Below are 23,592 nucleotides of genomic sequence, written 5' to 3' on the forward strand. Positions count from 1 at the left end.
GTGTGACGGCCGCGACGCGCGCGTCAGACGCGGGGCGCGACGCAGCACGCACGGAGGGCCCACACCCCGAGTGGGATGTGGGCCCTCCGAGTGGCCCCGTCCCGAGGCTCACCCCGAGCGTGCGAGGGGTGAGAAGGACGGGGTCCTTTATCAGGAATTGACGCCCACGGCCTCCTTGGCCAGGTCGGCCAGCTGGGTCTGCGCGGCGCTGGCCACGTTCGACCGGTTCTTGTGGGTCTCCTCGTAGTTGATGACCACGCGGATGTCGTGCGGGGTCTTCAGGCCCTTGATGGCCTTGATCGCCTCGGCGACGGTGAGCTCGTCGTACTTCTTGATGGGCAGCTCGTCGGCGGAGACGTCGCCGAGCTCCTCGCGGGTGGACTTGGCGGCCTTGGCGACGTCCTTGTTGCCCTCGCGAGTGGCGACCTGCTCGGCGCGCTTCAGCGAGGCGCCGCGACCGGCGGCCAGGGTCTCGCGGACGGCGTCGGTCAGGGCGGAGGCCCGCTCGGTGACGGCGTTGAACCGCTCGGAGGTCTGCTCGCCGGCCTGCTTGACGGTGTCGACGGTGTTGTTGACCGTGTTGGCCCAGAAGCGGACCGGGGCGTTGACGGCGCGGGCGACGCCGCCGGCGACCTTCTGCACCGGGGTGGCGACGAGCGCAGCGGGGCCGCCCATGGCCTCCTCGGCGAGCACGACGGTGAGCCACTCGACGGTGGCCTCGTGGGCGGTGATCAGCTTCTCGGCGAGCTGGCGGACCTTGGTCTCGCCGGCCTGGTCGGCGAGCACCTTGACGTAGGTGGCGCGGTCACGCAGCTGGTGCTCGAGCTGCAGGTCGGTCAGCAGGGCCTCCTCGAAGGGGGCGGCCTGCTCGAAGGTGGCCTTGAGGATCGCGGAGAGGCGACCGATCGCGGGGGTCACGACGTCCGGGACGCCACCGAGCGAACGGAGCTGCTCGGTGATCTCGAGGCTGCGCTTGGCAGCGTTGTCGGCGTTCTGCGTCAGCTCACGACGGACCGCGTCGGTGCGAGCCTGCGAGATCCGCGTCCGTGCGACCTGCTCCTCGGTCTGCGTGAGCAGGACGAGTGCGCGCAACTGGTTGATGATCTTTGTGTTGTGGGACATGACTTCTCCATGCCCAGCGAACGCCGAGTGCTAACTCCAGCAAGCGGATTGCTAGCAGTGAAACAGGTCACGCACGTTCGAGCTCGGCGTACGCGTCGGCCACCCCGAGCACCCGGGCGAGGCCGTGCAGCTCGGCCTCGAACATGGGCTCGGCATCGTTGAGCGCGAACTTCAGGTGCCCGAAGATCTCCATGCAGACCAGGCCGTAGAGCCGGATCCAGCAGGACAGGAACACCTGCATGACCCCCAGCGGCAGCTGCACCGGGAACTTCGCGCACCAGGCGTGCAGCTGCTCCTGCAGCGGCGGCTCGATCTCGTCGTCGGCCGGGATCGGGAAACGCCGCTCCATGTAGATCTCCGCGACCAGGACGGCGAACACCGCACCGAACCGCGCCGCGGCGAGCTCCGCCGGGCTGTCGTCGTGGCCCGGCATGCCGTGGGCCGGCACGACGCCGTCGCCGGCGCTGCCGAACAGGAGCCCGAACTCGGCGTGGTGCGTGGTGGCCCAGCGCCGGAACTCGCGGCTGCAGGCGAGCAGCTGGATCGGCGCGGTCGCCGGGCGGGCGGCGTCCCGCGCGGCTTCGAGGACGGTGACGAGCTCGTCGTAGAGGTCGGCGACGACGTTCTCGACCAGGTCCTCGCGGCTGCTGAAGTAGCGGTAGAGCGCCGGCGCGGTCATGCCCATCTCGCGGGCCACCGCGCGCAGCGCCAGCCCGTCGACCCCCTGGTCGACGAGCACCTGCCGCGCGGTCTCCTTGATCTCACGCACCGTGTCGGCGCGCGCCCGGTCGCGGCGACTCACCGGTTCCACAGGCAGTTCCGCCATCTGATCCTTGCCTTCCAGCGCGCCGTGTCTTGACATCAGTAAACGGTGTATGCAGAGTAAGCGCCGTTAGCTAACACCATTCACATCCGCACCGACGTTAGCACTGGAGACCCCATGTTCGAGGCCCTCGGCCGAGTGATCTACCGCCGGCGCCGCTGGGTGGTGGCGCTGACACTGGCCTTCGTCGCCTTCGCCGGAGTCTGGGGTACCGGCGTCTTCGGCGCGATGACCGGCGGCGGGTTCGAGGATCCAGACAGTGACAGCTCCCGCGCTTCCGAGGTGGCCGCGCGCGAGCTCGGCCGGGACTCCTCCGACGTCGTCGTCCTCTACCGCAGTGCGGACCTGACCGTCGACGACCCCGGCTACCGGAGCTCGGTGGACGGCTCCCTGCGCGCGCTGCCCGACGGCCTCGTCGACCGGACGACGACGTTCTGGAGCAGCGGCTCGCCGGCGCTGGTCAGCACCGACCGCCAGTCGACCTTCGCCGTCCTGCAGCTCACCGACGGCGAGGACGAGGAGGCCATCGCGCAGATCCGCGACGACCTGAGCGCCCCCGGGCTCGAGACGCAGATCGGCGGCAACGCCGTCATCAACACCGACATCAACGACCGGGTCAGCAGCGACATCGCCCGCGCCGAGTCCATCTCGCTGCCGATCCTCACGGTGCTGCTCGTGATCATCTTCGGCAGCTTCGCCGCGGCGAGCCTGCCCCTGGCGATCGGCATCACGGCGATCCTCGGCGCCTTCACCGCGCTGCGCGGCTTCTCGATGTTCACCGACGTCTCGATCTTCGCCGTCAACATCGTCACGATCATCGGCCTGGGCCTGGCCATCGACTACGGCCTGTTCATGGTCAGCCGGTTCCGCGAGGAGATCCGCCGCCAGCCGGACGTCGAGACCGCCCTGGCGCGGACGATGGCGACCGCGGGGCGCACCGTGGCGGTCTCCGGCATCACGGTCGCGATCTCGCTGGCCGGGCTGCTCATCTTCCCGCAGGTCTTCCTGCGCTCGATGGGCTTCGGCGGGATGAGCGCCGTCCTCGTGGCGATGCTCGCCGCCCTGACGCTGCTCCCCGCCCTGCTGGCGATGCTCGGCCCGAAGGTCGATGCGCTCTCGGTCCGGCCGTGGCTGCGGCGCGTCTTCCGGCGCCCGGTCGGAGCACCCCCGACCGAGGACAGCGGCGTCTGGTTCCGCATCGCGCACGGCGTGATGCGCCGGCCGGTTCTCGTCACCCTCGTCACGGTGGCGGTCCTCGTCGGGCTGGCCCTGCCCTTCCTGCGGGTGGAGTTCGGCGGCATCGACGAGCGGGCGCTGCCCGCCGGCACGGAGAGCCGGGTGGTCGCCGAGACGATCAGGACCTACTTCCCGGCCGACCCCTCCGGCCCGATCGAGGCGGTCGTGACGCTCCCGGACGCGGTCGACTCCCCCGCGGGCGGCGCCGCGCTGCAGTCCTACGTGGACGCGGTCGCCGACGTCCCCGGGGTGGACGGCGCCACCGTGACCGGCGCGGCGGGCGAGACCGCGCGGGTGGCCATCGCCTACGCCGGCGACCCCATGGCCGAGGAGGCCCGGGCGCTGGTGAACGCGGTCCGCGACGTGCCGGCCCCGCCCGGTGGCGAGGTGCTGGTCGGCGGGCAGAGCGCGGTGCTCACCGATCTGCTGGAAAGCCTCGGTGCCTTGCTGCCGTGGATGGCGCTGATCGTCGTCAGCACCACCTTCGTGCTGCTGTTCCTGGCCTTCGGCTCGATCGTCCTGCCGGTCAAGGCCCTGGTGATGAACGTGCTGTCCATCGGCGCCTCGTTCGGCGCGCTGGTGTGGATCTTCCAGGACGGCCACCTGTCGGGCTTCCTGGACTTCACGCCGACGGGCTTCGTGGAGGCGACCCAGCCGATCCTGGTGCTGGCGATCATCTTCGGGCTGTCGATGGACTACGAGGTCTTCCTGATGTCGAGGATCCGCGAGCAGTACGACCTGACCGGCGACAACACGACGGCGGTCGCAACCGGTCTGCAGCGGACCGGCGGCATCATCACCAGCGCGGCCCTGCTGCTGCTCGTGGTGATCGCGGCGTTCTCGCTGTCGGGGATCACCTTCATCAAGATGATCGGCGTCGCGATGCTGATCGCGGTCGTGGTCGACGCGACGATCGTCCGGATCCTGCTGGTGCCGGCCACGATGCGGCTGCTCGGCAACGCGAACTGGTACGCACCCGGTCCGCTGCGGCGGCTCTACGCCCGGTACGGCATCCGGGAGTCCGACGGCGAGCAGTCCGCCGAGCCGACGCGGGAGCTCGCCGGCGCCCGCTGAACCCCGAGGTCAGACGGTCGCGGGGGTCTGCTCCGAGGGGACCGGGGGGCGCGGGCGCACGCGGAAACGCAGGACCGGCTGGGTGTCGTCGTTCTCCAGAGGACGCGGGGCCAGCCGGATCCGGCGTGCCGGGAGCTGGGACGGCGGCATGAGCTTCCCGCAGCCGACGCAGTACCGGCCTCGCTGCTCGACGGCGTTGCAGTGCGCGCACGACGACGACATGGTGCCTCCTCGAACTGGTGCATCCCCGCGATCGGGTCCGGGCGGACCTTCCCAGGTCAGGACGACGGATCTGGACGGTTCCCGTTGCGTGGGACGAGCCGTAACCGGACCGTCACCTAACCCTCGGGCCCGAGGCGCTCCATCAGCCGGTCGAGGAAGCCGACCTGCCCCTCTCCCAGCTTGGTGCGGGCGTCGTCGAGGGCGACCCACGCCGCCCGGTCGATCTCGGGGAACTCCTGCATCCGGCCCGAGCGCGGCGGCCACTCCAGCTCGAAGGTGTTGCTGACCGCGGCCGAGGCGTCGAGATCGCCCTCCGCCGCCCAGACCGTGAGCACCTTGCTGCTGGTCGTGCGGAGTTCGCCGAGCGGCACGAAGTCCGCCGCGGGAACCGGCGTCCCCAATTCCTCCTCGAACTCGCGGCAGGCGACGGTGAAGGGGTCCTCTCCCGGCCCGTACTCGCCCTTCGGGATCGACCAGCCGCCGTCGTCCTTCCGCGCCCAGAACGGGCCACCCATGTGCCCGATCAGCACCTCTCGGCCGGCCGCGCCCATGCGGTGCAGCAGGATCCCGGCGCTCGTGCGCGGCAACCGTCCCCCGTCCTCGTCGGTACAGCGACTGTAAGAGCCCAGCTCAGACGAGCGTCGTCCCGCGGGCGCCGAGGCTCTGCCAGTACTCGTTGAGCGCGTTGTTCGTCCGGATGAACCAGATGAAGGGCCCGACGAGGATCAACATGCCGGGGAAGAACCACAGCCCGGTGACGGCGCTGACCGGCGGCTCCTGCCCCCGGCGCGAGTACAGCTGACCCACCTCGTGACTCAGCAGGTACGGGTTCACGAAGCCGACGAAGATCGCGAGCACCAGCGCCAGGACGCCGCCGAGGCCCTCACCGCTGTGCCGCTTCATCTCCTCGTGGGTCTGGAAGTAGTAGACGAAGCCCCAGATCCCGAGGGTGACGAAGAACAGCAGGATGATCATCCCAGTGGGGCGGATCTGCCCGATCGGGCCCTGCGGCTGGGCGTACTGCGCGTAGGCCGGCGCGCCCGGCATGGGCTGGCCCCCGTAGCCCGGCTGGCCGTAGCCGTACGGCGGCGGCTCCTGCCCGTACTGCTCCTGGCCGTACTGGGGCTGTCCGTACTGGGGCTGTCCGTACTGGGGCTGCTGGCCGTAGGGCGGCTGCTGCGGCTGCTCCGGGTAGGACTGCGGCGTAGCTGGCTTCTCCGGCGTGGTCATGGCCGTGCTCCCTGTCGTCGGTGCCGTCATCGCGGCTCGAAACGGAACCTAGGGGATCAGATGCTGCACCCTCGGCAGCGTCCGTCGGGCGTTCTGCCGCGTCATGCGGCGTGCCCCCCGGATTCCGCCAGCCCCCTGGGGTTCACTGCCCGTCGGCTGCACATCGGTGCAGCCGCTGTACCGAGAGGGAACCCCGTGCGCATCTCGCTGTTCGGCCTGATCTACCTGGCCATCGGGGTCGTCGTCGCCCTGACCAACGGCTACAACAGCGTCGCCGGAGTGTCGGAGATCCTGTCGCTGATCATCGCCGTCGTGCTGTGGCCGGCCGTGCTGTTCGGCGTCGACCTGCACCTGCCGCCGATCGCGACCTGAGGCTCAGCGCCCCGTCCACTCCGGTGGGCGCTTCTCCAGGTAGGCGGCGATGCCCTCGGCCCGGTCCTCGCTCAGGTACGGGTTGGGCCCGACGTCCAGGCGCAGCGCCTGCCACAGCGGAAGCTCCAGGCCCTTGACCGCGGTCTCCTTCATGCGGCGCACGCTGATCGGGGCGTTGGACGCGATCCGCTCGGCCAACTGCAGCGCCGTCCCGAGGACGTCGTCGGTGATCCGGTTGACCAGGCCCCACCGCTCGGCGAACTCGCTGGTCACGTAGTCGCCGGTCAGCAGCATCTCCATCGCGATCCCCATCGGGACGCGCTTGGGCAGCACCACGGAGCCGAAGTTGGCGCCCATGCCGATCTGCGCCTCCGGCAGACCCAGCGTGATCCCGGGCGCGGCGACGCGGAGGTCGCAGGCGAGCGCGAGCTCGAAACCGCCGGCGACGGCGGCGCCGTTCAGCGCGGCCACGATCGGCACCGGGGTCTCGGTGACCACTTCGAAGACGTTGCGGCCGGGCCGGTTCATCGGCGGCCGGAAGCGCTCCCCCCGCTCGTCGGCCGCGCGGATCTCCTTGAGGTCGAACCCGGCACAGAAGGCGGGGCCGTTCCCGGTGAGGACGACGGCGCGGACGCCGTCCGCGACGCAGCCGAGGAACTGCTCGACGAGGTCGGCCTGGAGCGCGGTCGAGAGCGCGTTGCGGCGCTCGGGCCGGTCGAGGGTGAGGACGCGGATGTGCCCGCGGTCCTCGACGATCAGTCCGGACTCGAGCCGCTGCGGGTTCCCCATGGGCCGATCATCGCCCAGCGGGCCTACTTGTTGGAGCGGACGGCCTGGACGACGGCTGTCCCGCCGAGGAGCGCCACGCCCGGCACGAACAGCCACATCGGCCAGAAGTATTCGGGCTCGCCGTTGCCGAGGCTCACCAGCAGCCAGACCGTCAGGTTGATCGCGACGACCATTCCCCAGATGCCCCAGAGGATCTTCAGCGCCAGCGGGAGACCGGCGGCGCCCGAGCGGACGGCGACCGGCCGGACCGGCTTCGTCGGCGGCACCGGCCGGGCCGCGGCCACGGGCACCGACGGGGCGGCGGCGTGCACGGGGAGGTCGGTGAAGAGCTGGTCGAGGTCGCGGTAGGTGACCGCCGAATAGGCCAGCGCCAGCCGGTTGTCGTACTCGAGGAGGTCCAGCCGGCCCTCACCCAGGGCGGCCCGCAGTCGGTCGGCGGCGGCCTGCCGCTCGGCGTCGGAGACCCGAACCAGCTCGCGATCTGAACTCATCTAGCGAGCGCCCTCGCTGCGCCAGTACCGGTTGAGCGCGTTGTTGGTCAGCACGAACCAGACGAGCGGGCCGACCAGCAGGAAGATGCCGGGGAAGAACCAGAGCCCGGTGAGGGCACTCACCGGCTGCCGCTGTCCGCGGCGCTGGTAGAGGCCGCCGACCTCATGGCTGAGCAGGTACGGCGAGGCCATGTAGGCGAACAGGCTCACCACGAGCGCCATCACGCCACCGATGCCGTCGCCGGTGTGCCGCTTCATCTCGTCGTGGCTCTGGAAGAGGTAGACGAACGCCCAGATGCCGAACGTGACGACGAACAGCAGGATCTGCAGCGCGGTCCCCCGCACCTGCCCCACCGGACCGCGCCCCGAGGACATCGGGACGAAGCGGGGTGGCGGGTAGACCGGGTACTGGGGCTGCGGCGGCGCCAGGGTCGCCGGCCGGGGCAGATCGGCGAACAACCGGTCGAGGTCGCCGTAGGTCACCGCGCCGTAGGCGCCGGCCAGCCGGGTGTCGTACTCGAGCAGATCCAGCCGGCCGTCCTGGAAGGCAGTCCCGAGCGAGAAGGCCGCGGCCTGCCGCTCGGCATCGGACACCCGCAACCGCTCGCGTTCCTCGGCCATCGCCACTCCTCACGCCGGCTCGATCGTCGCACGCCGGCGGGTGTTGCGAAACGGATCAGACCGAGAGCGACGCGAGTTCCGGGCAGCCGGCGCGGTCGTGCCCGGGACGGCGGCAGTGGGTGCAGAGCCGGACGTCGCGGGGTGCCGGCATCGCCCGGGACGCCACGAGGTCCTGGGGCGAGGTCGGACGCAGCTCGTCGAAGTACGTCGAGAGGCCCAGCGCGCTCGCCGCCGTCCGGAGCTGGCGGATCTGCCCGGTCGTGAGGATCACGTCGGAGAGTGCGGCGGCGCGCAGGTGCTCGACGAGCCGGCCGTGCAGGGCGTCCACCTGGGCGGCGCCGAGCCCGGCCGAGGCGCCGAGGCGGGTCAGCGTCTGGGCCTCGCCGCCGAGCAGCCGGCTGTCGGCGAGCGCCTCGGTGACCGTGTCGAGGTAGCGCTGGGCGTCGATCTCCCCGGCGGCCGCGGTGGGCAGCCGGCGCCGCGCCATCAGGGATGCCATCCACCCGTCGGTGCTCTCGCGCACCTCGACGGGCCGGGTCGTGGGCGGGAGGTCGATGTCGAGCTCGGGCATCGGCCGCAGTCCGCAGAGGTAGCGCAGGGGCTGACCGTGGACGGCGAGCATCTGCGGCAGGAGGGCCGCGATCGTGCGGACGGCGGCGAGCGCCGCCGTCGTGTCGAGGGTGGTCCGCCCGGCGTGCCGCGACAGCGTGCGCAGCGTGTGATCGGGGGTGCGCAGCGTCCGGCGGGCCAGCCAGGCCGAGCAGAGCGCGGGGGCGAGGGGCAGCTGCACGCCGGCGCGGGCGAACTCGGCCGCCAGGAAGCGCTCGACGAAGGCGCCGTCGTGCATCACGACGACCGCGCCGTCCATCCGGTCGAGGATCTCGCCGGCGATGTCGGCGAAGGTCGGCGCGCCGCGGACCTCGCTGGTGGAGATGCCGTGGACGAAGACCGGGCCGACGTCGCGGCCGGGGTCGACCAGGGTCGCGTACTCGTCGTGGACCCGGCCGCTGTCGTCGACGCGGGCGATCGCGATCTCCACGATCCGGTCGCCCTTGGCCGGGGAGAAGCCGGTGGTGGCGACGTGGACGACCGCGAAGGGGGCGTCCACCTCGAAGCCCGGGCCGTCGCCGCCGTATTGGAACAGCGGGCCGCGCACGCCCGGTTCGGCGACCGCGATCCGGACCTCGGGACGGCGGGGCTCGGCCGGGACTGACCCGCGCGCGCTAGGGGCGTTCCTGCGGGCCGCGGCAGCCGCCCGCTTCCGGCGGCCGAGCACGACCGACACGAGCAGGCCCAGCAGCAGCACGGCACCGGCCAGTGCCACGAGTGCCGTCACGAGCCCGGTCATGCGTCCTCCGTCGTCTCCGGGCGGTCGCACGAGACCGCCGCGCAGGTGGCATCGGCAGATCCCGCCCATCCCGGCACCGGTCCGGCGCACGAGTCACTTCCGTCTCTCAGGACGCGGAGCCGTGCCGTCCGACGAGGTTCCGGAGGCGCTCGAGTGCGGCCCGCACCGGTGCGTCGACCGGGCCGGCCCTCTCCTCGGCCGGGCCCGAGTCGCGCCAGGTGCCCGGCAGCGGGATGTCCAGGACGGCGCCCCGACGGGCGAGCGGCTGCCGCAGCGGCTGGGCGAAGTCGACGCCGCCGTGCACCTCGACGGTGACCCCGTCCAGCTGGAGGCGGTCGGCGAGCTGGGCGACCACCCACTCGCCCCACGCGGTGCGGTAGGCGGCCGGCTGGTCGTCGATCTGGATCTCGAAGGGGCTGATGACGTCGGCGGGGTCGAGCAGCCCGTGCTTGGCGCTGAGCACGAACCACGGCAGCCGGGAGTGGACGGCGTGCTCGCGGGCCCGGGCGAAGCCGTCGCTGCGGAAGATCTGACCGGCCGCGCCGGACTCGCTCGCCGTGGCCCCCGAGGAGCCGACCAGGACCACCCGGCCCGAACGGACGACGGCGCCGGGCGACGTCCCGCCGTCCACCTCGCGGTAGCGCACGTACTGACCGCGGCCCACCCGGTTCAGCAGCGGCTCGCGGTCGGCGAACGGGTTGTGCCCGGTGTGGGTGGCGTTGGCGGTGGCGAACTGGATGTGGGCGGCGATCGAGGAGACGCCGACGTCCGGACGGCGGGCGCTGACCCAGTTGATGAGGGCGGCGCGGCTGAACGGCTCGGGCAGGGTCGCGGCCCCGTCCGCGACCAGCTCCCAGATCGTGGGCAGGCCGGCTGTGCTCATCGATGGCGCTCCTCGGCATGGGCGACGCGTTCTGCACGCTAACGCCGCAGGGAGGGCTCCGGTAACGGTCGGACCCGAAGAGCACGCCATCGGGCGTACGAGCGTCCCGGCCGCGTCAGGACGGGAGGAGGAAGTCGCAGGCGGGGCCGCTCGCCCGCGCGAGCCGGCGATCGAGGGTCATGACAGGGACGTCGAGCGCCTCGGCCAGGGCGACATATCCGGCGTCGTAGGGGGTCACGGATGGATGGAGCTCCCAGACCCGGGCCGCAAGGGGCTCGAACGGAAAGACGCTGACCTGCAGCTGGACGAGGTCGTCGTGGGCGAGCGCAGCGACGTCACGGCCCAGCCACCCGGACAGCACCGAGCGGCGGAGCACGTTCGAGACCTCGACGAACATGTGGGAGGGCGCGGCGAGATCAGTCTGCGCGACCTGCGCCCGAGCCCAGTCCCCGTCAGCACCGCGGTCGGTCAGTGCGGCGGCAACGGCGGAGGCGTCGATCACGATGGTCACGTGCGGTCGGCGTCCCGCGCGGCCAGGATCTGCTCCGCCGTCAGATGTGAATCCGTCGTCTCCACCCGTGACCGGACACGAGCCCAGAACAGGTCGGGACTCGGCTTCGCCACCAGCTGCACCAGCTGCAGGCGCAGGTACTCCTGCAGTGATTGACCCGCGCGGGCCGCACGGGCTGCCAGCTCGTCGCGGATTTCGTCGGGCACATCCCGAATGGTTACGGACACCGGCATGCTGTGATTCTAGCAGCGACGCCTGCGATATGCATGCGTCAGATCGGAGGTTACTGGATTTCGTCACACCTTCCGGACCGAACAGTCCCCTGTGATTCCGGGCAACGAACCGCCGCATCCGTCACACCCGCCCCTTCCGTCGGGGAGCATGACGGGACCGATCCGTCCGACCCGGTTAACTGGTGACATGGAGAGCACTGCCGACATCCACGTGGGCGACGTCGTCGCCCCGCGGGTGGCGGTCTCCATCGAGATCACGTCCACGCCTGTCCTCAGCTACGCACTCGCGCACAACCGGGTTCCCGTGGTGTCGCGGCTGGCCATCACGAACTTCGGCGGCCCGGTGCGGGCCGCCACGGTGCGACTGAGCGTCCGCGACGCCGAGGGTCCGATCGCCCGAACCGTCGAGCTGCTGGCCGACCTCGACGAGGGCCGGACGACGGTGCTCACCGACCTCGGCCTGGTGATGGACCCCGCCGCGATGCTGCACGTCGAGGAGCAGCGCCCCGGCGTCATCGACGTCGAGGTGCTCTCCGAGGGCGAGGTGCTCGGCGAGGGCAGCCGCGTCGTCCAGGTGCTCGCCGCCCAGCAGTGGCTGGCCACTCCCCTGCCGCTGGCGCTGGAGATGCTCGCCGCCTACGTCATGCCCAACCACCCGGCGGTGACCGCCCTGGTGAGCGAGGCTGCCGGGCAGCTGGAGAAGAAAACCGGCAGCGGCGCCCTGGTCGGCTACTCGGCGACGCCCGAGCGGGTCGACGAGGTCGTGCAGGCGATTGCCGAGGTCATGCACGGCCGCGGCATCCGCTACAGCGAGCCGCCGCTGTCCTGGTCCGACCTCGGCCAGCAGGTCCGCTCGCCGGGCGACGTCCTCACCTGGCGGGTCGGCACCCCGCTCGACACCGTCGTCGTCCTGGCGGCCGCCCTGGAGCAGGCCGGCATCCGGCCGCTGCTGTGGCTGGCCGGTGGAATCGGCGGGGGGGAGGGGGAGTCACACGCCTTCCTCGGCTACTGGCGGGAGGAGCGCAGCGCCGAGAGCGCCGCGACCACCGACGCCGCTCCCCTGGTCAACCTCGTCGACCTCGGCCTGATCGGCCTGGTCGAGACCACGCTGCTCACGTCCATGGGCGAGGCCGGCGCCGACCTGCACCGCCCGGCCTACACCGGCTGGCTGACCGGCGAGCTCGATCGGATCCTCGGCGTCACCGACGTGCACCGCGCCCGCCGCGACGGGATCTTCCCGCTGCCGGCGCGAGCCCGGGACGAGAGCGGCGTCCTGCAGGTCGTGGAGTACCGCCCCGCCCTGCACAGCGCACCGGCGAAGGTCGAACCGGCGGCACCGGCGCCGTCGAGCAGGCCCGAGGCCCCGGCGCGGGTGCAGCAGTGGAAGAACTCGCTGCTCGACCTCAGCCTGCGCAACCGGCTGATCAACTACACCGAGCGGTCCGGACTGGCGCTGGCCATCCCGGGCACCAGCCTCGGCACGCTGGAGAACTTCGTCCACGACGGGACGCCGATCACGCTGCTGCCGGCCGACCAGCTGGCCGCCGTCCAGAAGGAACGCGGCATCGCCACCGCCCGCGAGCTGCCCGAGGAGCAGCTCGCCGAGCTGCTGGTCGACCGCCGTGAGGTGCACGCCGACGTCACCACCGGCGGCTACCTGCCCCGGCTGCGCGGCCTCGCTTACAAGGCGAAGACCGTGCAGGAGGAGACCGGCGCCAACAACCTCTACCTGGCGCTCGGCAGCCTGGTCTGGGAGCTCGACGGCCGCCCGCTGCGCTCGCCGCTCGTGCTCATCCCGGTCACGCTCACCCCTCTCGGCCGCACGGGTCAGTACCGGCTCAGTCTCGACGAGTCCGGCGCGAGCACCCCGAACTACTGCCTGCTGGAGAAGCTGCGCCAGCTGCACGGCCTCGTCGTGCCGACGCTGACCGAGAACGCCGACGGGGTCCTCGACCTCGAAGGCGCTCTCGAGGCGGTGCGGATCGCGCTGGTCGGGCACGGGCTGCCCTACCGGGTCGAGGCGACGGCGGACCTGGCGATCCTGCAGTTCGCCAAGTTCCGGCTCTGGAAGGACCTCGACGAGCACTGGGCCGACTTCGCGGAGAACCCGCTGGTCGCCCACCTGGTGCACGAGCCGACCGAGGCCTTTCCCGACCCGGCCCGCGACGCCGGCGGCTTCGTCGACCTCGACGAGCTCGCCGCGCAGCTGCCCGTCCCGGCCGACGCCTCGCAGCTGCGGGCGATCGCCGAGGCCGGCGCCGGCCGCACGTTCGTGCTCGAGGGCCCGCCCGGCACCGGCAAGTCGCAGACCATCACCAACCTGCTCACCCGGGCGGTCGCCGACGGCAAGCGGGTCCTGTTCGTCGCCGAGAAGCGCGCCGCCCTGGACGTCGTCGCGCGCCGCCTGGACGCCGTCGGCATGGGCATGTTCGCCCTCGACCTGCACGACAAGGGCTCGCGCGCCTCGATGGTGCGGGCGCAGATCCGGCTGGCCCTGGAGCACGCGGTCGCCGTCGACGAGCAGGGCCTGGCCGCCGACGAGGAGACGCTGCGCTCGTCCCGCCGGATGCTCGCCCGCTACGCCGACCGGCTGCACGAGGACAACGCCGTCGGCCTGTCGCTGTACTCGGCACGCACCTCCGAGCTGGCCGCCGGCACGGACGTCGAGCCGCTGCCGGTGCCCGAGCCGTTCGTCGCCAACGCCCCCGCCGACGTGCTGCGCGCGGTGCGGGTCGAGCTCGCGCTGCTGCCCGACATCGCCGACCTGACCCGGCCGTCGCTGCGGCACCCGTGGGCGTTCGTCGACTCCCCCGACATCGACCTGCCGTCGACCCAGGCGGCCGCGGTGTCGGTGGATGCGGCGGTCCGCGCGGCGTCGGCGATCCCGGAGCTGTCGGGGGTGCTGCGCCGGGCCAGGACCACCGACGAGCTCGACGCGCTCGCCCACGTGCTGAGCGGGCCGGGCAATGGCATGGACGTGGGCCTCGACATCATCGACGAGACGTTCACCGAGCTCTGGACGGCGGCGACGTCGGCGGTGCTGGGTGAGATCGCGGCGTTCACCGCGTTCCGCCACCCCGGCCTGGACGTGTGCACCCCGCAGGTGCTGACGCTGCCGCTGGCCGAGATCTACGTGGCCGCGCAGACCGCCGCGGCGTCGTCCTGGTGGGGTCGCCGCCGCAAGCTGATCGCGGTGCGTGAGCAGCTCGCGCCGCACTTCCGCGCCGCCGCGAAGGTGAAGCCGGCCGAGGTGCCCGCGCTGGTCGAGAACCTGTGGCGGGTGCAGACCGCGGTGCAGGCGATCGCGGTGCGGGCCGACTCGATCCCGGGCCTGACCGTGCCGGCCGGGTGGAACCCGTTCGTCGACGTCGACCTGCTCGACACCCAGGTGCAGTGGCTGCGGCGGGCCGGTGCGGCCGTCGACGGGTCCTCGCCCTTCCACGTGGCGCTGCGCAAACTCATCGTCGCCGGGCTGCCGTCCGGGCCCGCCGCGCACGACGCGGTGGCGCGCCTGCGGGACGGCGTCATCGCGCTGCTCGACGTCTGCTCGAGCTCCCCCGACCAGCTCGCCGCCTGGGCCGGCGACGACGGCTTCGTGCTGCGCTGGTCGATGACCCGCCCCGAGCGCGGTGTGACTCCGCCCGAGTCCGGCGGGGTCCCCAGCCCGGTGCTGATGTCGCTGCGCCGGTGGATCACGTTCCTCGACACCCTCGAGCCGCTGCGCTACGCGGGGCTGTTCGACGCGCGCCGGCTGCTGGTGACCGGTGCGGTGCGGGCCGACGACGCCGTCCGCGCCTTCGACCGCGGGCTCGCCGCGGCGTCGGTGATGGAGCGGCTGGACGCGACCGGGCTCGACCTGTTCGACGCGCAGGCGCACGAGAAGGCGATCCGCCGGTTCACGACGGCGTCGCGGGCGGTGCGCGAGCACCTGACGGCAGCGCTAGCGGCTCGCGTTCTTGCGTCCCGGCCCTTCGACGCGGCATCGGGATCCGGCCAGGTCGGCGCGCTGCAGCGGGAGCTGGCCAAGCAGCGCCGCGGGCTCGGCGTCCGTCAGCTGCTGGCGCAGTACGGCGAGCTGATCACCTCGGTGATGCCGTGCGTGCTGGTGTCGCCGGACTCGGTGGCCCGCTTCTTCCCGGCTCTCGCCGGCCAGTTCGACCTGGTGGTCTTCGACGAGGCGTCGCAGATCCGGGTGGCCGACGCGGTGGGCGCACTGGGCCGGGCGCGGGCCGCGGTGGTCGTCGGGGACTCCAAGCAGATGCCGCCGACGTCGTTCGCGGAGCCGTCGTCCGGTGGCGACGAGTCCACCGACTTCCCCGAGACGACGGTGGAGGACGAGGAGTCGATCCTCAGCGAGTGCGTGCAGGCGCGGGTGCCGCGGCAGTGGCTGTCGTGGCACTACCGCAGCCAGGACGAGTCGCTGATCGCCTTCAGCAACAACCAGTACTACGAGAACCGGCTGTCGTCGTTCCCGGCGCCGACCCACGGGCGGGCGTCGGCCGAGCCGGACGGCCGCGGGGTCTCGCTGGTGCGGGTGCCGGGCACGTTCCACCGGTCGAACGCCGGGCGGCTGCTGCGCACCAACCCGATCGAGGCGAAGGCGATCGTCGCGGAGATCCGCCGCCGGTTCGACCTGGTGCCGAAGTACGGGGACGGCTCGGACGTCGTCCCGTCGATCGGCGTCGTGACCTTCAACGCGCAGCAGCGGGCCTACATCGAGGGCCTGCTCCGCGACGCGGACGACGACCGGCTGGCGGCCGCTCTCGACCGCGCCGACGGCGAAGGCCTGTTCGTCAAGAACCTGGAGAACGTGCAGGGCGACGAGCGCGACGTCGTCTTCTTCTCGACCGGCTTCTCCCCCAACGCGTCCGGCGACCTGCCACTGAACTTCGGACCGCTGAACCGGGTGGGCGGTGAGCGGCGGCTCAACGTCGCGATCACCCGGGCCCGGCGCCAGGTCGTCGTCTTCTCCTCGTTCGACCCGGAGCAGCTGCGGGCCGAGGAGACGTCGTCGATCGGCATCAAGCACCTGCGGGCCTACCTCGACCTGGCGGCGCAGGGCACCGACGTGCTGCCGCGCGACGCCCGCTCGGCGACGGTGATCGACCGGCACCGCGAGGAGATCGCGGCCGCGCTGCGGGACCGCGGGCTCGTGGTGCGCACCGACGTCGGGCTGTCGGAGTTCCGTGTCGACCTGTCGATCTCTCGACAGGTCGATCCGGAGACACCGGTGATGGCGGTGCTGCTGGACGGGCCGTCGTGGGCGCGCCGCCGGACCGTGGGCGACCGCGACGGGCTGCCGGTCGAGGTGCTGGGCGACATGCTGCGGTGGCCGGCGGTCGAGCGGGTGTGGCTGCCGTCGTGGCTGGCCGATTCCGCCGGGGTCGTCGACCACCTGGTCGCGTCGGTGGAGACCGTCCCGGTCGCCGCTCCCGCGCCGATCGCGTTCCCGACGGCGGCGGTCGAGTCGTTCAAGGGCGTGGCGGCGCTGCGGTCTGCGGTGACATCGGTCGCCGTGCCCAGTCCTGCCCGCCCGAAGGCCGCCCCGAAGCCCGCGGGACCGGTGGTGATGGACGGCGAGACGGCGTTCGTGCCATGGATCCCGAAGGTCGCCGGGGAGAAGTCGGTGCTCGACGACCTGCCGGCGGCGAAGGCCGCGCGGGTGGTGCGCCGCGTGCTGGCCGCGGGCATCAAGGCAGAGGGGCCGATCCACGTCGACCGGCTGGCGAAGCTGACGGTCGGTGCTTTCGGGCTGAACCGGTCGAGCGAGGCACGGAAGACCGCGCTGCTGTCGATCCTGCCGCCGTCGGCCGTGGTCGACGACTACCTGTGGCCCGAGGGGGTCGACCCTGCTGCGTGGACCAAGTTCCGGCGGCAGGTGTCGAGCACGGATCGGCCGATCGAGCACGTGGCGCCGGAGGAGATCGCGAACGCGATGGCGGCGCTGTGCCGGGCGTCGGCGGGGATGCGCCGCGAGGAGCTGCTCACCCAGGCGGCGGCGGTGTTCGGCTACAAGCGACGGACGCCGAACGTGACGCCGGCGCTCGAGTCGGCGCTGAAGTGGGCGCTGCACCGCGGCCGCCTCACCGAGCAGCCGTCTGGATTGCTCACGGTCTGACGGCCGCCCTCCCGAAGGTTGATCATCGGCCGCGTACACAGGACACGGCGGGACACGGCGAGACGCGCCGGTGGGCCGAGCACGCCGGCGATGATCAACTCCGCGAGGGGCGAAGGAGAGCTCAGCGGCGGGTGCCGGCCGTGACGATCTCGGCGAGCGCCCTGCCCCACTGACGAGCGCGCTCCTCCTCGCCGTCGGCGAGCGGACCCTTCGGGTCGACGACGAAGAAGTGCTCCGCGGGGGAGACGAGGGTGAGCCCCAGGCCCTTGAGCAGCTTCTCCTCCGACTTCGCCGCGTGATTCAGCTTCGTGACGAGCTTCGGGTGGTCCATGCGGGTGTCGAAGGCGGCCGCCCCGGTGCCCGCCGGGACGCGTGCCGCGTCGAGCCACTCGTGCAGCCCGGAGCCGGTGTTCTCGACCTGCGCGCCGTACTGCTTCACCGCGCCCTCGCGGGTGGCCGGCTTGGGCATTCCGAAGGCGTGGGTGGGTCCGCCGACGACGAGCAGCCTCACGTCGGGCCCGACCCCGGTCGGGGCGTCCGCCGCCGACGCGACGTCCGTGGCGAGATGCGCCGACAACCCGGCGGCGACCGCCCGCGCGATCGTCTCGCTGTCGCCGAAGACCGACTCGTAGACGACCAGTGCCTCACCCATGGCCCGACGGTAGGTCCGCGCCCCCCGCCGTGGGGTCGGTCGAGTCGCGGTGGCCAGGATGGCGGCGTGAGCACACCAGTCGACGCCTTTCCCGACGACGTCCGCGAGGCCGCTCGCCGGCTTGCCGGGATCGCCGAGCGGACCCCGCTCCAGCGCAACGCCCGCCTCTCCGAGCTCACCGGCGCCGACGTCTGGGTCAAGCGGGAGGACCTCCAGGTCGGCCGCTCGTACAAGATCCGCGGCGCCTACAACACGATCAGCCGGCTGGACGGCGCCGCACGGTCGGCCGGCGTCGTCTGCGCGAGCGCCGGCAACCACGGCCAGGGCGTCGCCTACGCCTGCCGTGCCCTGCAGGTGCGCGGTCGCGTGTTCGTGCCCGGGACGACGCCGCGGCAGAAGCGCGAGCGGATCGCGTCCCTCGGCGGGGACATGGTGGAGCTGGTCGTCGTCGGTGACTCCTACGACGAGGCGGCGGCCGCGGCGGCGGTCCACGCGGCGACCACGGGCGCTGCTCTCGTGCCGGCCTTCGACGCGCTGACCACCGTGACCGGCCAGGCGACCGTGGCGGTGGAGATCCTCGAACAGCTCGGCGCGCCGCCGGACGTCGTCGTCCTGCCCGTCGGCGGCGGCGGGCTGCTGGCCGGCTGCGGCACCTGGCTGCGGATCCACTCCCCCGGCACCCGGCTGGTCGGCGTCGAGCCCGCGGTTGCGGCCAACATGGCGGCAGCACTGGCCGCCGGGCAGCCGGTCGAGCTGCCGGAGATCGACACCTTCGTCGACGGCGCCGCCGTCCGCCGCGCCGGCGACGTCACCTTTCCCCTCGTCCGCGACTCGGGAGCCGAGCTGCTCGCCGTCCCCGAGGGGCAGATCTGCACCGAGATGCTGGACCTGTACCAGGTGGACGGCGTGATCGCCGAGCCCGCCGGCGCGCTCTCCACCGCCGCGCTGAGCGGTGGGCTGGTGCAGGTCGAGCCGGGGCAGACCGTGGTCTGCCTGCTGTCGGGTGGCAACAACGACGTCAGCCGGTACGCCGAGGTGGTCGAGCGGTCGCTGGTCCACCGGGGACTGAAGCACTACTTCCTGGTCGAGTTCCCGCAGGAGCCGGGCGCCCTGCGGCGCTTCCTCGACGAGGTGCTCGGGCCGGACGACGACATCGTGCTGTTCGAGTACATGAAGCGGGACAACCGCGAGACCGGCGCCGCGCTGACCGGCATCGAGCTGGGCAGCGCCGACGGGCTGGCGGGCCTGCTGGCGCGCATCGAGGCCAGTCCGCTGCGGATCCAGCACGTCGCCCCGGGGACGACGGCCTACCGGTTCCTCGTCTAGAGCGCCTAGAGCCAGGCAGGCGGCGGCGGGACGTCGCCCACGAGCCCGGAGGCGTCGGAGCGGGTCAGCCAGGCGGCGACCGCCGACACGCGCCCCTCGACCCTCGTGACCCCGTCGCCCCACGTCCGGTCGACGTCGGTGGCGACGACGGTGACGTCCTGCGCCTGCTCTCGGGCGGCGAAGAGCCCGAGGACGTCGTCGACGAGGGCGGTGCAGAAGTCCGCCGGAAGGTCGCCGAACTCGAGGCCGGCGCGCAGGTCGACGCCGTGCACCCAGACCTCCTTGGCGCGCATCCACGGCACCGCGGACGCCTCGATCTCCGCACCCTGCCCGCTGCGTACCCGCGCCGCCCAGGCGTCGCCGGGCATGGCCTCGACGGCTGCGGCGAGTCGGCCACAGGCGGCCGCGAAGTCGGCGCGCAGCTCCGCCGGGGACAGCGCGGCGGTGGCCTCGATGCCGGCGTCCCGGGCCGCGCGGGACGGGTACATCGGCGTCTCGACGCCGGTGCGCGCCCAGGTGAGCAGGTTGACCAGCGCGTCGGCGTTGCGGGCCAGGTGCGCGACGACGTGGGCTCGGGACCACCCGGGCAGTGCGGAGGGCTCGGTCAGCTCGTCGTCGGGAAGCCGGTCGACGTGGCCGGCGACCGCGAGCTCTCCGTCGGCCCACCAACCCCGGGCCACCTCGGTGTGGTCGCTCATGGATCCGAATCTAGGCGACGCTGTCCCCGGCCGACGTCTCAGGCGGTCATGAACCCGCTCTCGTATGCGGCGATGACCGCCTGCGTGCGGTCCCGCGCCCGGAGCTTGAGCAGCACGCTGCTGACGTGGGTCTTCACCGTCTCGCGGCTGAGGTACAGCTCGGTCGCGATCTCGGCGTTCGACAGCCCACCGGCGACGAGCCGCAGGATGTCGGCCTCGCGGCCGGTCAGCACCGGCAGCGCCGCCGGGCCCCGCGCGCGGGACGGCGTGTGCGCGGCGATCAGCCGGCGGGTGATGTCGGGCAGCACGAGGGAGCTCCCCCGCGCGACGATCCGGATCGCGTCGACGAGCTCGTCGGGATCGGCCCGCTTCAGCGCGAAGCCGCTCGCCCCGGCCTGCAGCGCGCGGAACAGGTAGTCGTCGTCCTCGAAGGTGGTCAGTACCAGCACCCGCGGACGCTGCGGGTCACGGGCGACCAGCTCCGCGGTCGCGGCGATGCCGTCCATGTCGGGCATCCGGACGTCCATCAGGACGACGTCCGGATCGGTCCGGGCGGCGACGTCGAGCGCCTCGCGGCCGGTGCCTGCGTCGCCCACCACGGTCAGGTCCGGCTCGCTCTCCAGGATCACCCGCAGGCCCGAGCGGACGAGCACGTCGTCGTCCACGAGGACCAGTCGCAGGGTCATGCGGCGCCCGAGAGCGGCAGGGTGACGCAGAGCTCGAAGCCGCCGGACGGCGAGGGCTCGGCGCTGAGCGTGCCGCCGGCGGCGGCAGCCCGTTCCCGGAGGCCGGCCAGTCCGCGACCGCCGCCGGGCCCGGGTCGGCTGTCCAGCTGGGACGCGCGCTCGTTGCAGACGCGGACGACGAGGGTGTCCCCGCTGCGGACCACCTGGGCGACGGTCAACGGGCAGCCGGCGTGCCGCAGGACGTTCGTCGTCCCCTCCTGGACCACCCGGTAGGCCAGTTCCTGCACGCCGGCGGGCACGTCGTCGACGTCGCCGTCGACCACGAGTGCGACCGGGAGGCCGCCGTCCCGGAGGCCGGAGAGCAGGTCCTCGAGGTCGTCGAGCGAGGGCGCCGCGAAGGGGGCGGGGTCACGGCCGCCGTCCTCGGCGCCCGACTCGTACGCGCGGAGCACGGTGAGCACGCGGTCCAGCTCGGCGAGCGCGGTGCGGGTGTTGGTCTCGATGTGCTGCAGCGCCTGACGGGCGAAGTCCGGCTGCAGCGGCCGGTCGTCCGGCGGGGTCAGCGTGCGGCGGGCCGCGGTGGCCTGCAGCAGGCTGGCCGTCAGCGCGTGTCCGATGGTGTCGTGCAGGTCGCGGGCCAGCTTGTTGCGGTCGGCGAGGCGCCGGGTGCTCTGCTGCAGCGCGGCGATCGCCTGCTCCGGCGCGGTGCCGAGCAGCCGCGGAGCCACCGCGGCCGCAAGGCGCACGATCAGATCGAGGACGATCAGCACGACGACGACGACCGCGCCCATGAGTGCCAGCAGCGGCAGCGCGGTGAGCGCGTTCCAGTCCGCGCCCCAGCCGAGCGCGGCGAAGCCGACCGAGCCGAAGAACAGGGTGGCGAGCGTGGCCGCGCCGAGCAGCACCCGCGCCCCCAGCCAGCCGACCGCCCGCCAGGTAGCTGCCGACGCCAGCAGCCGCCGCACCTTCGCCATGAAGCGGGGCAGGTGCCGCACGCGTTCGCCGGCGGGGATGTCGACCGCCAGCAGGGTGCGGGCCAGCTCCCGGTCGAAACCGGCGAACCCGCGGATCGTGGCGAGCACGAGCGGGACGAGCAGCAGGCCGACGCCGTAGATGACGGCGACGACCGAGCCGAACAGCGCGAGGTACAGGGCCAGGCTCAGCGCGGCGATCGGAACGCTGGCCAGCGCGTACAGGACGCGGCCGGGCCAGCCGGGGCGGAGGGCCGTGACGACCACCGCGCGCAGCCGGGCGGCGATCTCGTCCGCGGAGCTCGGAAAGGTGGACACAGGTCGATCCTGGTCGGCCGATCGGGCGGGCGGATCACCCGCGAGGGCTCTCCTCCCCTCCCCCACGTGGGGGACCGAGGTCGGCGCTGCGGGGTGATCCGCGCGGACCTCCTGGCCCGACAGGCTCCCTGTCATGACTCCATCCCTCTCCCGGTGGCTCGCATGATCCAGGTACGCGGGTTGACCAAGCAGTACGCCGCGGTGTGCGCCGTCGACGACCTGACCTTCGACGTCCTGCCGGGCAAGGTGACCGGCTTCCTCGGGCCGAACGGTGCGGGCAAGTCGACCACGATGCGCATGATCCTCGGCCTCGACAAGCCCACCGCCGGCAGCGCGCTCGTGGGCGGGCGGCCGTTCGCGCGGCTGGGTGAGCCGCTGCGGGCGGCCGGGGCGCTGCTCGACGCGCAGGCCGTGCACCCCGGGCGGAGCGGTCGCGACCACCTGCGGGTCGCAGCGCGCACGCACGGCATCCCCGTGCGCCGGGTCGACGAGGTGATCGACCAGGTCGGCCTCGGCCCCGCCGCCCGGCGGCGCGTGCGCGGCTACTCCCTCGGCATGCGGCAGCGGCTGGGCATCGCGACCGCGCTGCTCGGTGATCCCGCGGCCCTGCTCTTCGACGAGCCGATGAACGGTCTCGACCTCGACGGCGTGCGGTGGATCCGTCGCCTCGTACGCGAGCTGGCGGACGACGGACGCACGGTGCTGCTGTCGAGCCACCTCATGAGCGAGATGGAGCAGACCGCCGACCACCTGGTGATCATCGGCCGCGGCCGGCTGATCGCCGACGCCTCCATCCAGGAGGTGATGCGCGGGGAGGGCGCCGCCCGGAAGGTGCGGGTGCGGACGCCGTCGACCGACCAGTTGGCCGGGGCGCTGCTGCGCATGCGGCTGCGAGTGCATCCCACCGACGACGGCGAGCTGCTGGTGGAGGGCGCGTCCGCCGAGACCGTCGGCGACGTCGCGCTCGAGGCGGGCGTGGCCGTGCACCGGCTGGCCGAGGAGCACACGTCGCTCGAGCAGGTCTACCTCGACCTGACCGGCGACAGCGTCCAGTACAAGGTGTCCGGCACGCCCGAGCTGGTGCGGCGATGACCGCTGTCGCGGTGCAGGAGCCGGGCACCCTCGCCGTCTTCACCCGTGCGGCGGCCGCCGAATGGCTCCGGCTGCGCACCGTGCGGACGACGTGGTGGTGCCTGCTGGCGGCCGCGGTGACCATCGTCGGCCTCGGCGTCATCGCAGCGGCCGACGACGCGCAGGGGCCGGTCGGCCCGGGCAACCCGCTGCCGTCGACGTTCGCTGGTGAGTACGGGGTGATGCTCGGACAGTTCGCGCTGCTGGTGCTGGCGCTGCTCGCCGTCACCCAGGAGTACGCGACCGGGGCGATCGGACCGACGCTGCAGTGGACGCCGCGCCGCGGCGTCCTGCTGGCGGCCCGGGTCGCCGTCCCCGCCGTGGTGGCGACGGTGGTCGGGGTGTCGCTCGCCCTCATCGCCGACGTCCTCGCCCTGCTGGTCGACCCGGACCTGACACTGTCCCTCGCCGACGCGGCCGACAGCCTGGCCCGGATCGCCGCGGTGCTCGTCGCCGGGAGCGTGCTCGCCGTGGGCCTCGGGTTCTTCCTGCGCAGCACGGCCGGTGCGCTGGCGACGGTCTTCCTGCTGCAGCTCGTCCTGCCCTTCCTGCTGCCTGCGTTCGGCGTGCAGTGGATGGCCGACCTGGGCGAGCTGCTGCCGGGGTCGGGCGCGATCTGGACGCTGCTCCGGGAGCCGGAGATGACGGCGACCCAGGCCACGGCCCTGCTGGTCGGGTGGTCCGGCGTGGCGCTGGCGGCCGGCGGCTGGTCGCTGCTGCGCCGGGACGCCGGGTAG

General features: G+C 72.8%; 22 protein-coding genes. 6 read left to right on the plus strand and 16 right to left on the minus strand.

The features are described 5' to 3' along the window. Positions 1 to 150: 150 nt before the first annotated feature. Both E4P38_RS13820 and E4P38_RS13825 read right to left on the minus strand, forming a co-directional pair. Entirely contained in the window at positions 151 to 1,122 is a 972-nt protein-coding gene (locus E4P38_RS13820; protein ID WP_135132392.1) for a ferritin-like domain-containing protein, read from the minus strand. Positions 1,123 to 1,189: 67 nt separating this feature from the next. Then, complete coding sequence (locus E4P38_RS13825) at positions 1,190 to 1,948, minus strand: TetR/AcrR family transcriptional regulator (RefSeq protein ID WP_209309101.1); 759 nt, start codon at positions 1,946 to 1,948, stop codon at positions 1,190 to 1,192. Positions 1,949 to 2,062: 114 nt separating this feature from the next. On the opposite strand from E4P38_RS13825, the gene E4P38_RS13830 reads away from it, so the two are divergent. Beyond that, positions 2,063 to 4,255 (plus strand): MMPL family transporter, encoded by a 2,193-nt coding sequence (locus E4P38_RS13830; RefSeq protein ID WP_135132393.1) that lies wholly within the window; start codon positions 2,063 to 2,065, stop codon positions 4,253 to 4,255. A 9-nt stretch (positions 4,256 to 4,264) separates the two neighbouring features. Here the strand turns inward: E4P38_RS13830 and E4P38_RS13835 are convergent, their stop codons facing one another. From E4P38_RS13835 to E4P38_RS13845, 3 genes are all read right to left on the minus strand, one after another. Beyond that, positions 4,265 to 4,477, minus strand: a complete 213-nt coding sequence (locus tag E4P38_RS13835; protein WP_135132394.1) for a hypothetical protein — start codon at positions 4,475 to 4,477, stop codon at positions 4,265 to 4,267. Positions 4,478 to 4,593: 116 nt separating this feature from the next. Further along, positions 4,594 to 5,064, minus strand: coding sequence for an NUDIX domain-containing protein (locus E4P38_RS13840; RefSeq protein WP_135132395.1), 471 nt, complete (start codon positions 5,062 to 5,064; stop codon positions 4,594 to 4,596). Positions 5,065 to 5,107: 43 nt separating this feature from the next. Further along, on the minus strand, positions 5,108 to 5,707 hold the full coding sequence (locus E4P38_RS13845; RefSeq protein ID WP_245161017.1) for a DUF4234 domain-containing protein: 600 nt from the start codon (positions 5,705 to 5,707) through the stop codon (positions 5,108 to 5,110). Between the two features lie 195 nt (positions 5,708 to 5,902). Here E4P38_RS13845 and E4P38_RS22935 point away from each other — a divergent pair, with 195 nt between their 5' ends. Beyond that, positions 5,903 to 6,079, plus strand: a complete 177-nt coding sequence (locus E4P38_RS22935) for a hypothetical protein (RefSeq protein ID WP_167760554.1) — start codon at positions 5,903 to 5,905, stop codon at positions 6,077 to 6,079. Positions 6,080 to 6,082: 3 nt separating this feature from the next. On the opposite strand, the gene E4P38_RS13850 is transcribed toward E4P38_RS22935, so the two are convergent. From E4P38_RS13850 to E4P38_RS13885, 7 genes are all read right to left on the minus strand, one after another. Continuing rightward, the gene (locus E4P38_RS13850) at positions 6,083 to 6,868 is read right to left on the minus strand and encodes an enoyl-CoA hydratase/isomerase family protein (protein WP_135132396.1); all 786 of its coding nucleotides are present in this window, start codon (positions 6,866 to 6,868) and stop codon (positions 6,083 to 6,085) included. A gap of 23 nt (positions 6,869 to 6,891) precedes the next feature. Further along, on the minus strand, positions 6,892 to 7,359 hold the full coding sequence (locus E4P38_RS13855; RefSeq protein WP_135132397.1) for a DUF1707 domain-containing protein: 468 nt from the start codon (positions 7,357 to 7,359) through the stop codon (positions 6,892 to 6,894). Continuing rightward, complete coding sequence (locus tag E4P38_RS23570) at positions 7,360 to 7,980, minus strand: DUF1707 domain-containing protein (RefSeq protein ID WP_245161018.1); 621 nt, start codon at positions 7,978 to 7,980, stop codon at positions 7,360 to 7,362. A 55-nt stretch (positions 7,981 to 8,035) separates the two neighbouring features. Then, positions 8,036 to 9,328 (minus strand): exonuclease domain-containing protein, encoded by a 1,293-nt coding sequence (locus tag E4P38_RS13870; RefSeq protein WP_167760555.1) that lies wholly within the window; start codon positions 9,326 to 9,328, stop codon positions 8,036 to 8,038. 106 nt (positions 9,329 to 9,434) lie between these two features. Continuing rightward, on the minus strand, positions 9,435 to 10,211 hold the full coding sequence (locus tag E4P38_RS13875) for a DUF6884 domain-containing protein (RefSeq protein WP_135132399.1): 777 nt from the start codon (positions 10,209 to 10,211) through the stop codon (positions 9,435 to 9,437). Positions 10,212 to 10,326: 115 nt separating this feature from the next. After that, positions 10,327 to 10,722 carry a type II toxin-antitoxin system VapC family toxin gene (locus tag E4P38_RS13880; protein ID WP_135132400.1) on the minus strand — a complete coding sequence of 132 codons (396 nt, stop codon included), beginning with the start codon at positions 10,720 to 10,722 and terminating at the stop codon, positions 10,327 to 10,329. Beyond that, positions 10,719 to 10,955, minus strand: coding sequence for a hypothetical protein (locus E4P38_RS13885; protein WP_135132401.1), 237 nt, complete (start codon positions 10,953 to 10,955; stop codon positions 10,719 to 10,721). The genes E4P38_RS13880 and E4P38_RS13885 overlap by 4 nt, the downstream gene beginning before the upstream one ends. Before the next feature lie 187 nt (positions 10,956 to 11,142). Between E4P38_RS13885 and E4P38_RS13890 the strand changes: the two genes are divergently transcribed. Further along, positions 11,143 to 17,073: a DUF4011 domain-containing protein gene (locus E4P38_RS13890; protein ID WP_135132402.1), complete on the plus strand. Its 5,931-nt coding sequence runs from the start codon at positions 11,143 to 11,145 to the stop codon at positions 17,071 to 17,073. Positions 17,074 to 17,194: 121 nt separating this feature from the next. Here E4P38_RS13890 and E4P38_RS13895 read toward each other — a convergent pair whose 3' ends face one another. Beyond that, positions 17,195 to 17,725: a flavodoxin gene (locus E4P38_RS13895; RefSeq protein WP_135132403.1), complete on the minus strand. Its 531-nt coding sequence runs from the start codon at positions 17,723 to 17,725 to the stop codon at positions 17,195 to 17,197. 66 nt (positions 17,726 to 17,791) lie between these two features. On the opposite strand from E4P38_RS13895, the gene ilvA reads away from it, so the two are divergent. Next, positions 17,792 to 19,051, plus strand: coding sequence for a threonine ammonia-lyase IlvA (gene ilvA, locus E4P38_RS13900; protein ID WP_135132404.1), 1,260 nt, complete (start codon positions 17,792 to 17,794; stop codon positions 19,049 to 19,051). Between the two features lie 5 nt (positions 19,052 to 19,056). Here the strand turns inward: ilvA and E4P38_RS13905 are convergent, their stop codons facing one another. From E4P38_RS13905 to E4P38_RS13915, 3 genes are read right to left on the minus strand one after another with little or no spacing between them, the layout of a single operon-like run. Next, a complete protein-coding gene (locus E4P38_RS13905; RefSeq protein WP_135132405.1) occupies positions 19,057 to 19,749 on the minus strand; it encodes a maleylpyruvate isomerase family mycothiol-dependent enzyme in 693 nt (230 codons plus the stop codon). A 38-nt stretch (positions 19,750 to 19,787) separates the two neighbouring features. Then, positions 19,788 to 20,435, minus strand: coding sequence for a response regulator transcription factor (locus E4P38_RS13910; RefSeq protein ID WP_135132406.1), 648 nt, complete (start codon positions 20,433 to 20,435; stop codon positions 19,788 to 19,790). After that, positions 20,432 to 21,724, minus strand: coding sequence for a sensor domain-containing protein (locus E4P38_RS13915; RefSeq protein WP_167760556.1), 1,293 nt, complete (start codon positions 21,722 to 21,724; stop codon positions 20,432 to 20,434). The genes E4P38_RS13910 and E4P38_RS13915 overlap by 4 nt, the downstream gene beginning before the upstream one ends. Positions 21,725 to 21,886: 162 nt before the next feature. Here E4P38_RS13915 and E4P38_RS13920 point away from each other — a divergent pair, with 162 nt between their 5' ends. Beyond that, complete coding sequence (locus E4P38_RS13920) at positions 21,887 to 22,816, plus strand: ATP-binding cassette domain-containing protein (protein ID WP_135132408.1); 930 nt, start codon at positions 21,887 to 21,889, stop codon at positions 22,814 to 22,816. Next, on the plus strand, positions 22,813 to 23,592 hold the full coding sequence (locus tag E4P38_RS13925) for a hypothetical protein (protein ID WP_135132409.1): 780 nt from the start codon (positions 22,813 to 22,815) through the stop codon (positions 23,590 to 23,592). Before E4P38_RS13920 ends, E4P38_RS13925 begins: the two co-directional genes overlap by 4 nt.

The organism is Blastococcus sp. CT_GayMR16, assembly GCF_004570875.1.
Classification (GTDB): Bacteria; Actinomycetota; Actinomycetes; order Mycobacteriales; family Geodermatophilaceae; genus Blastococcus_B.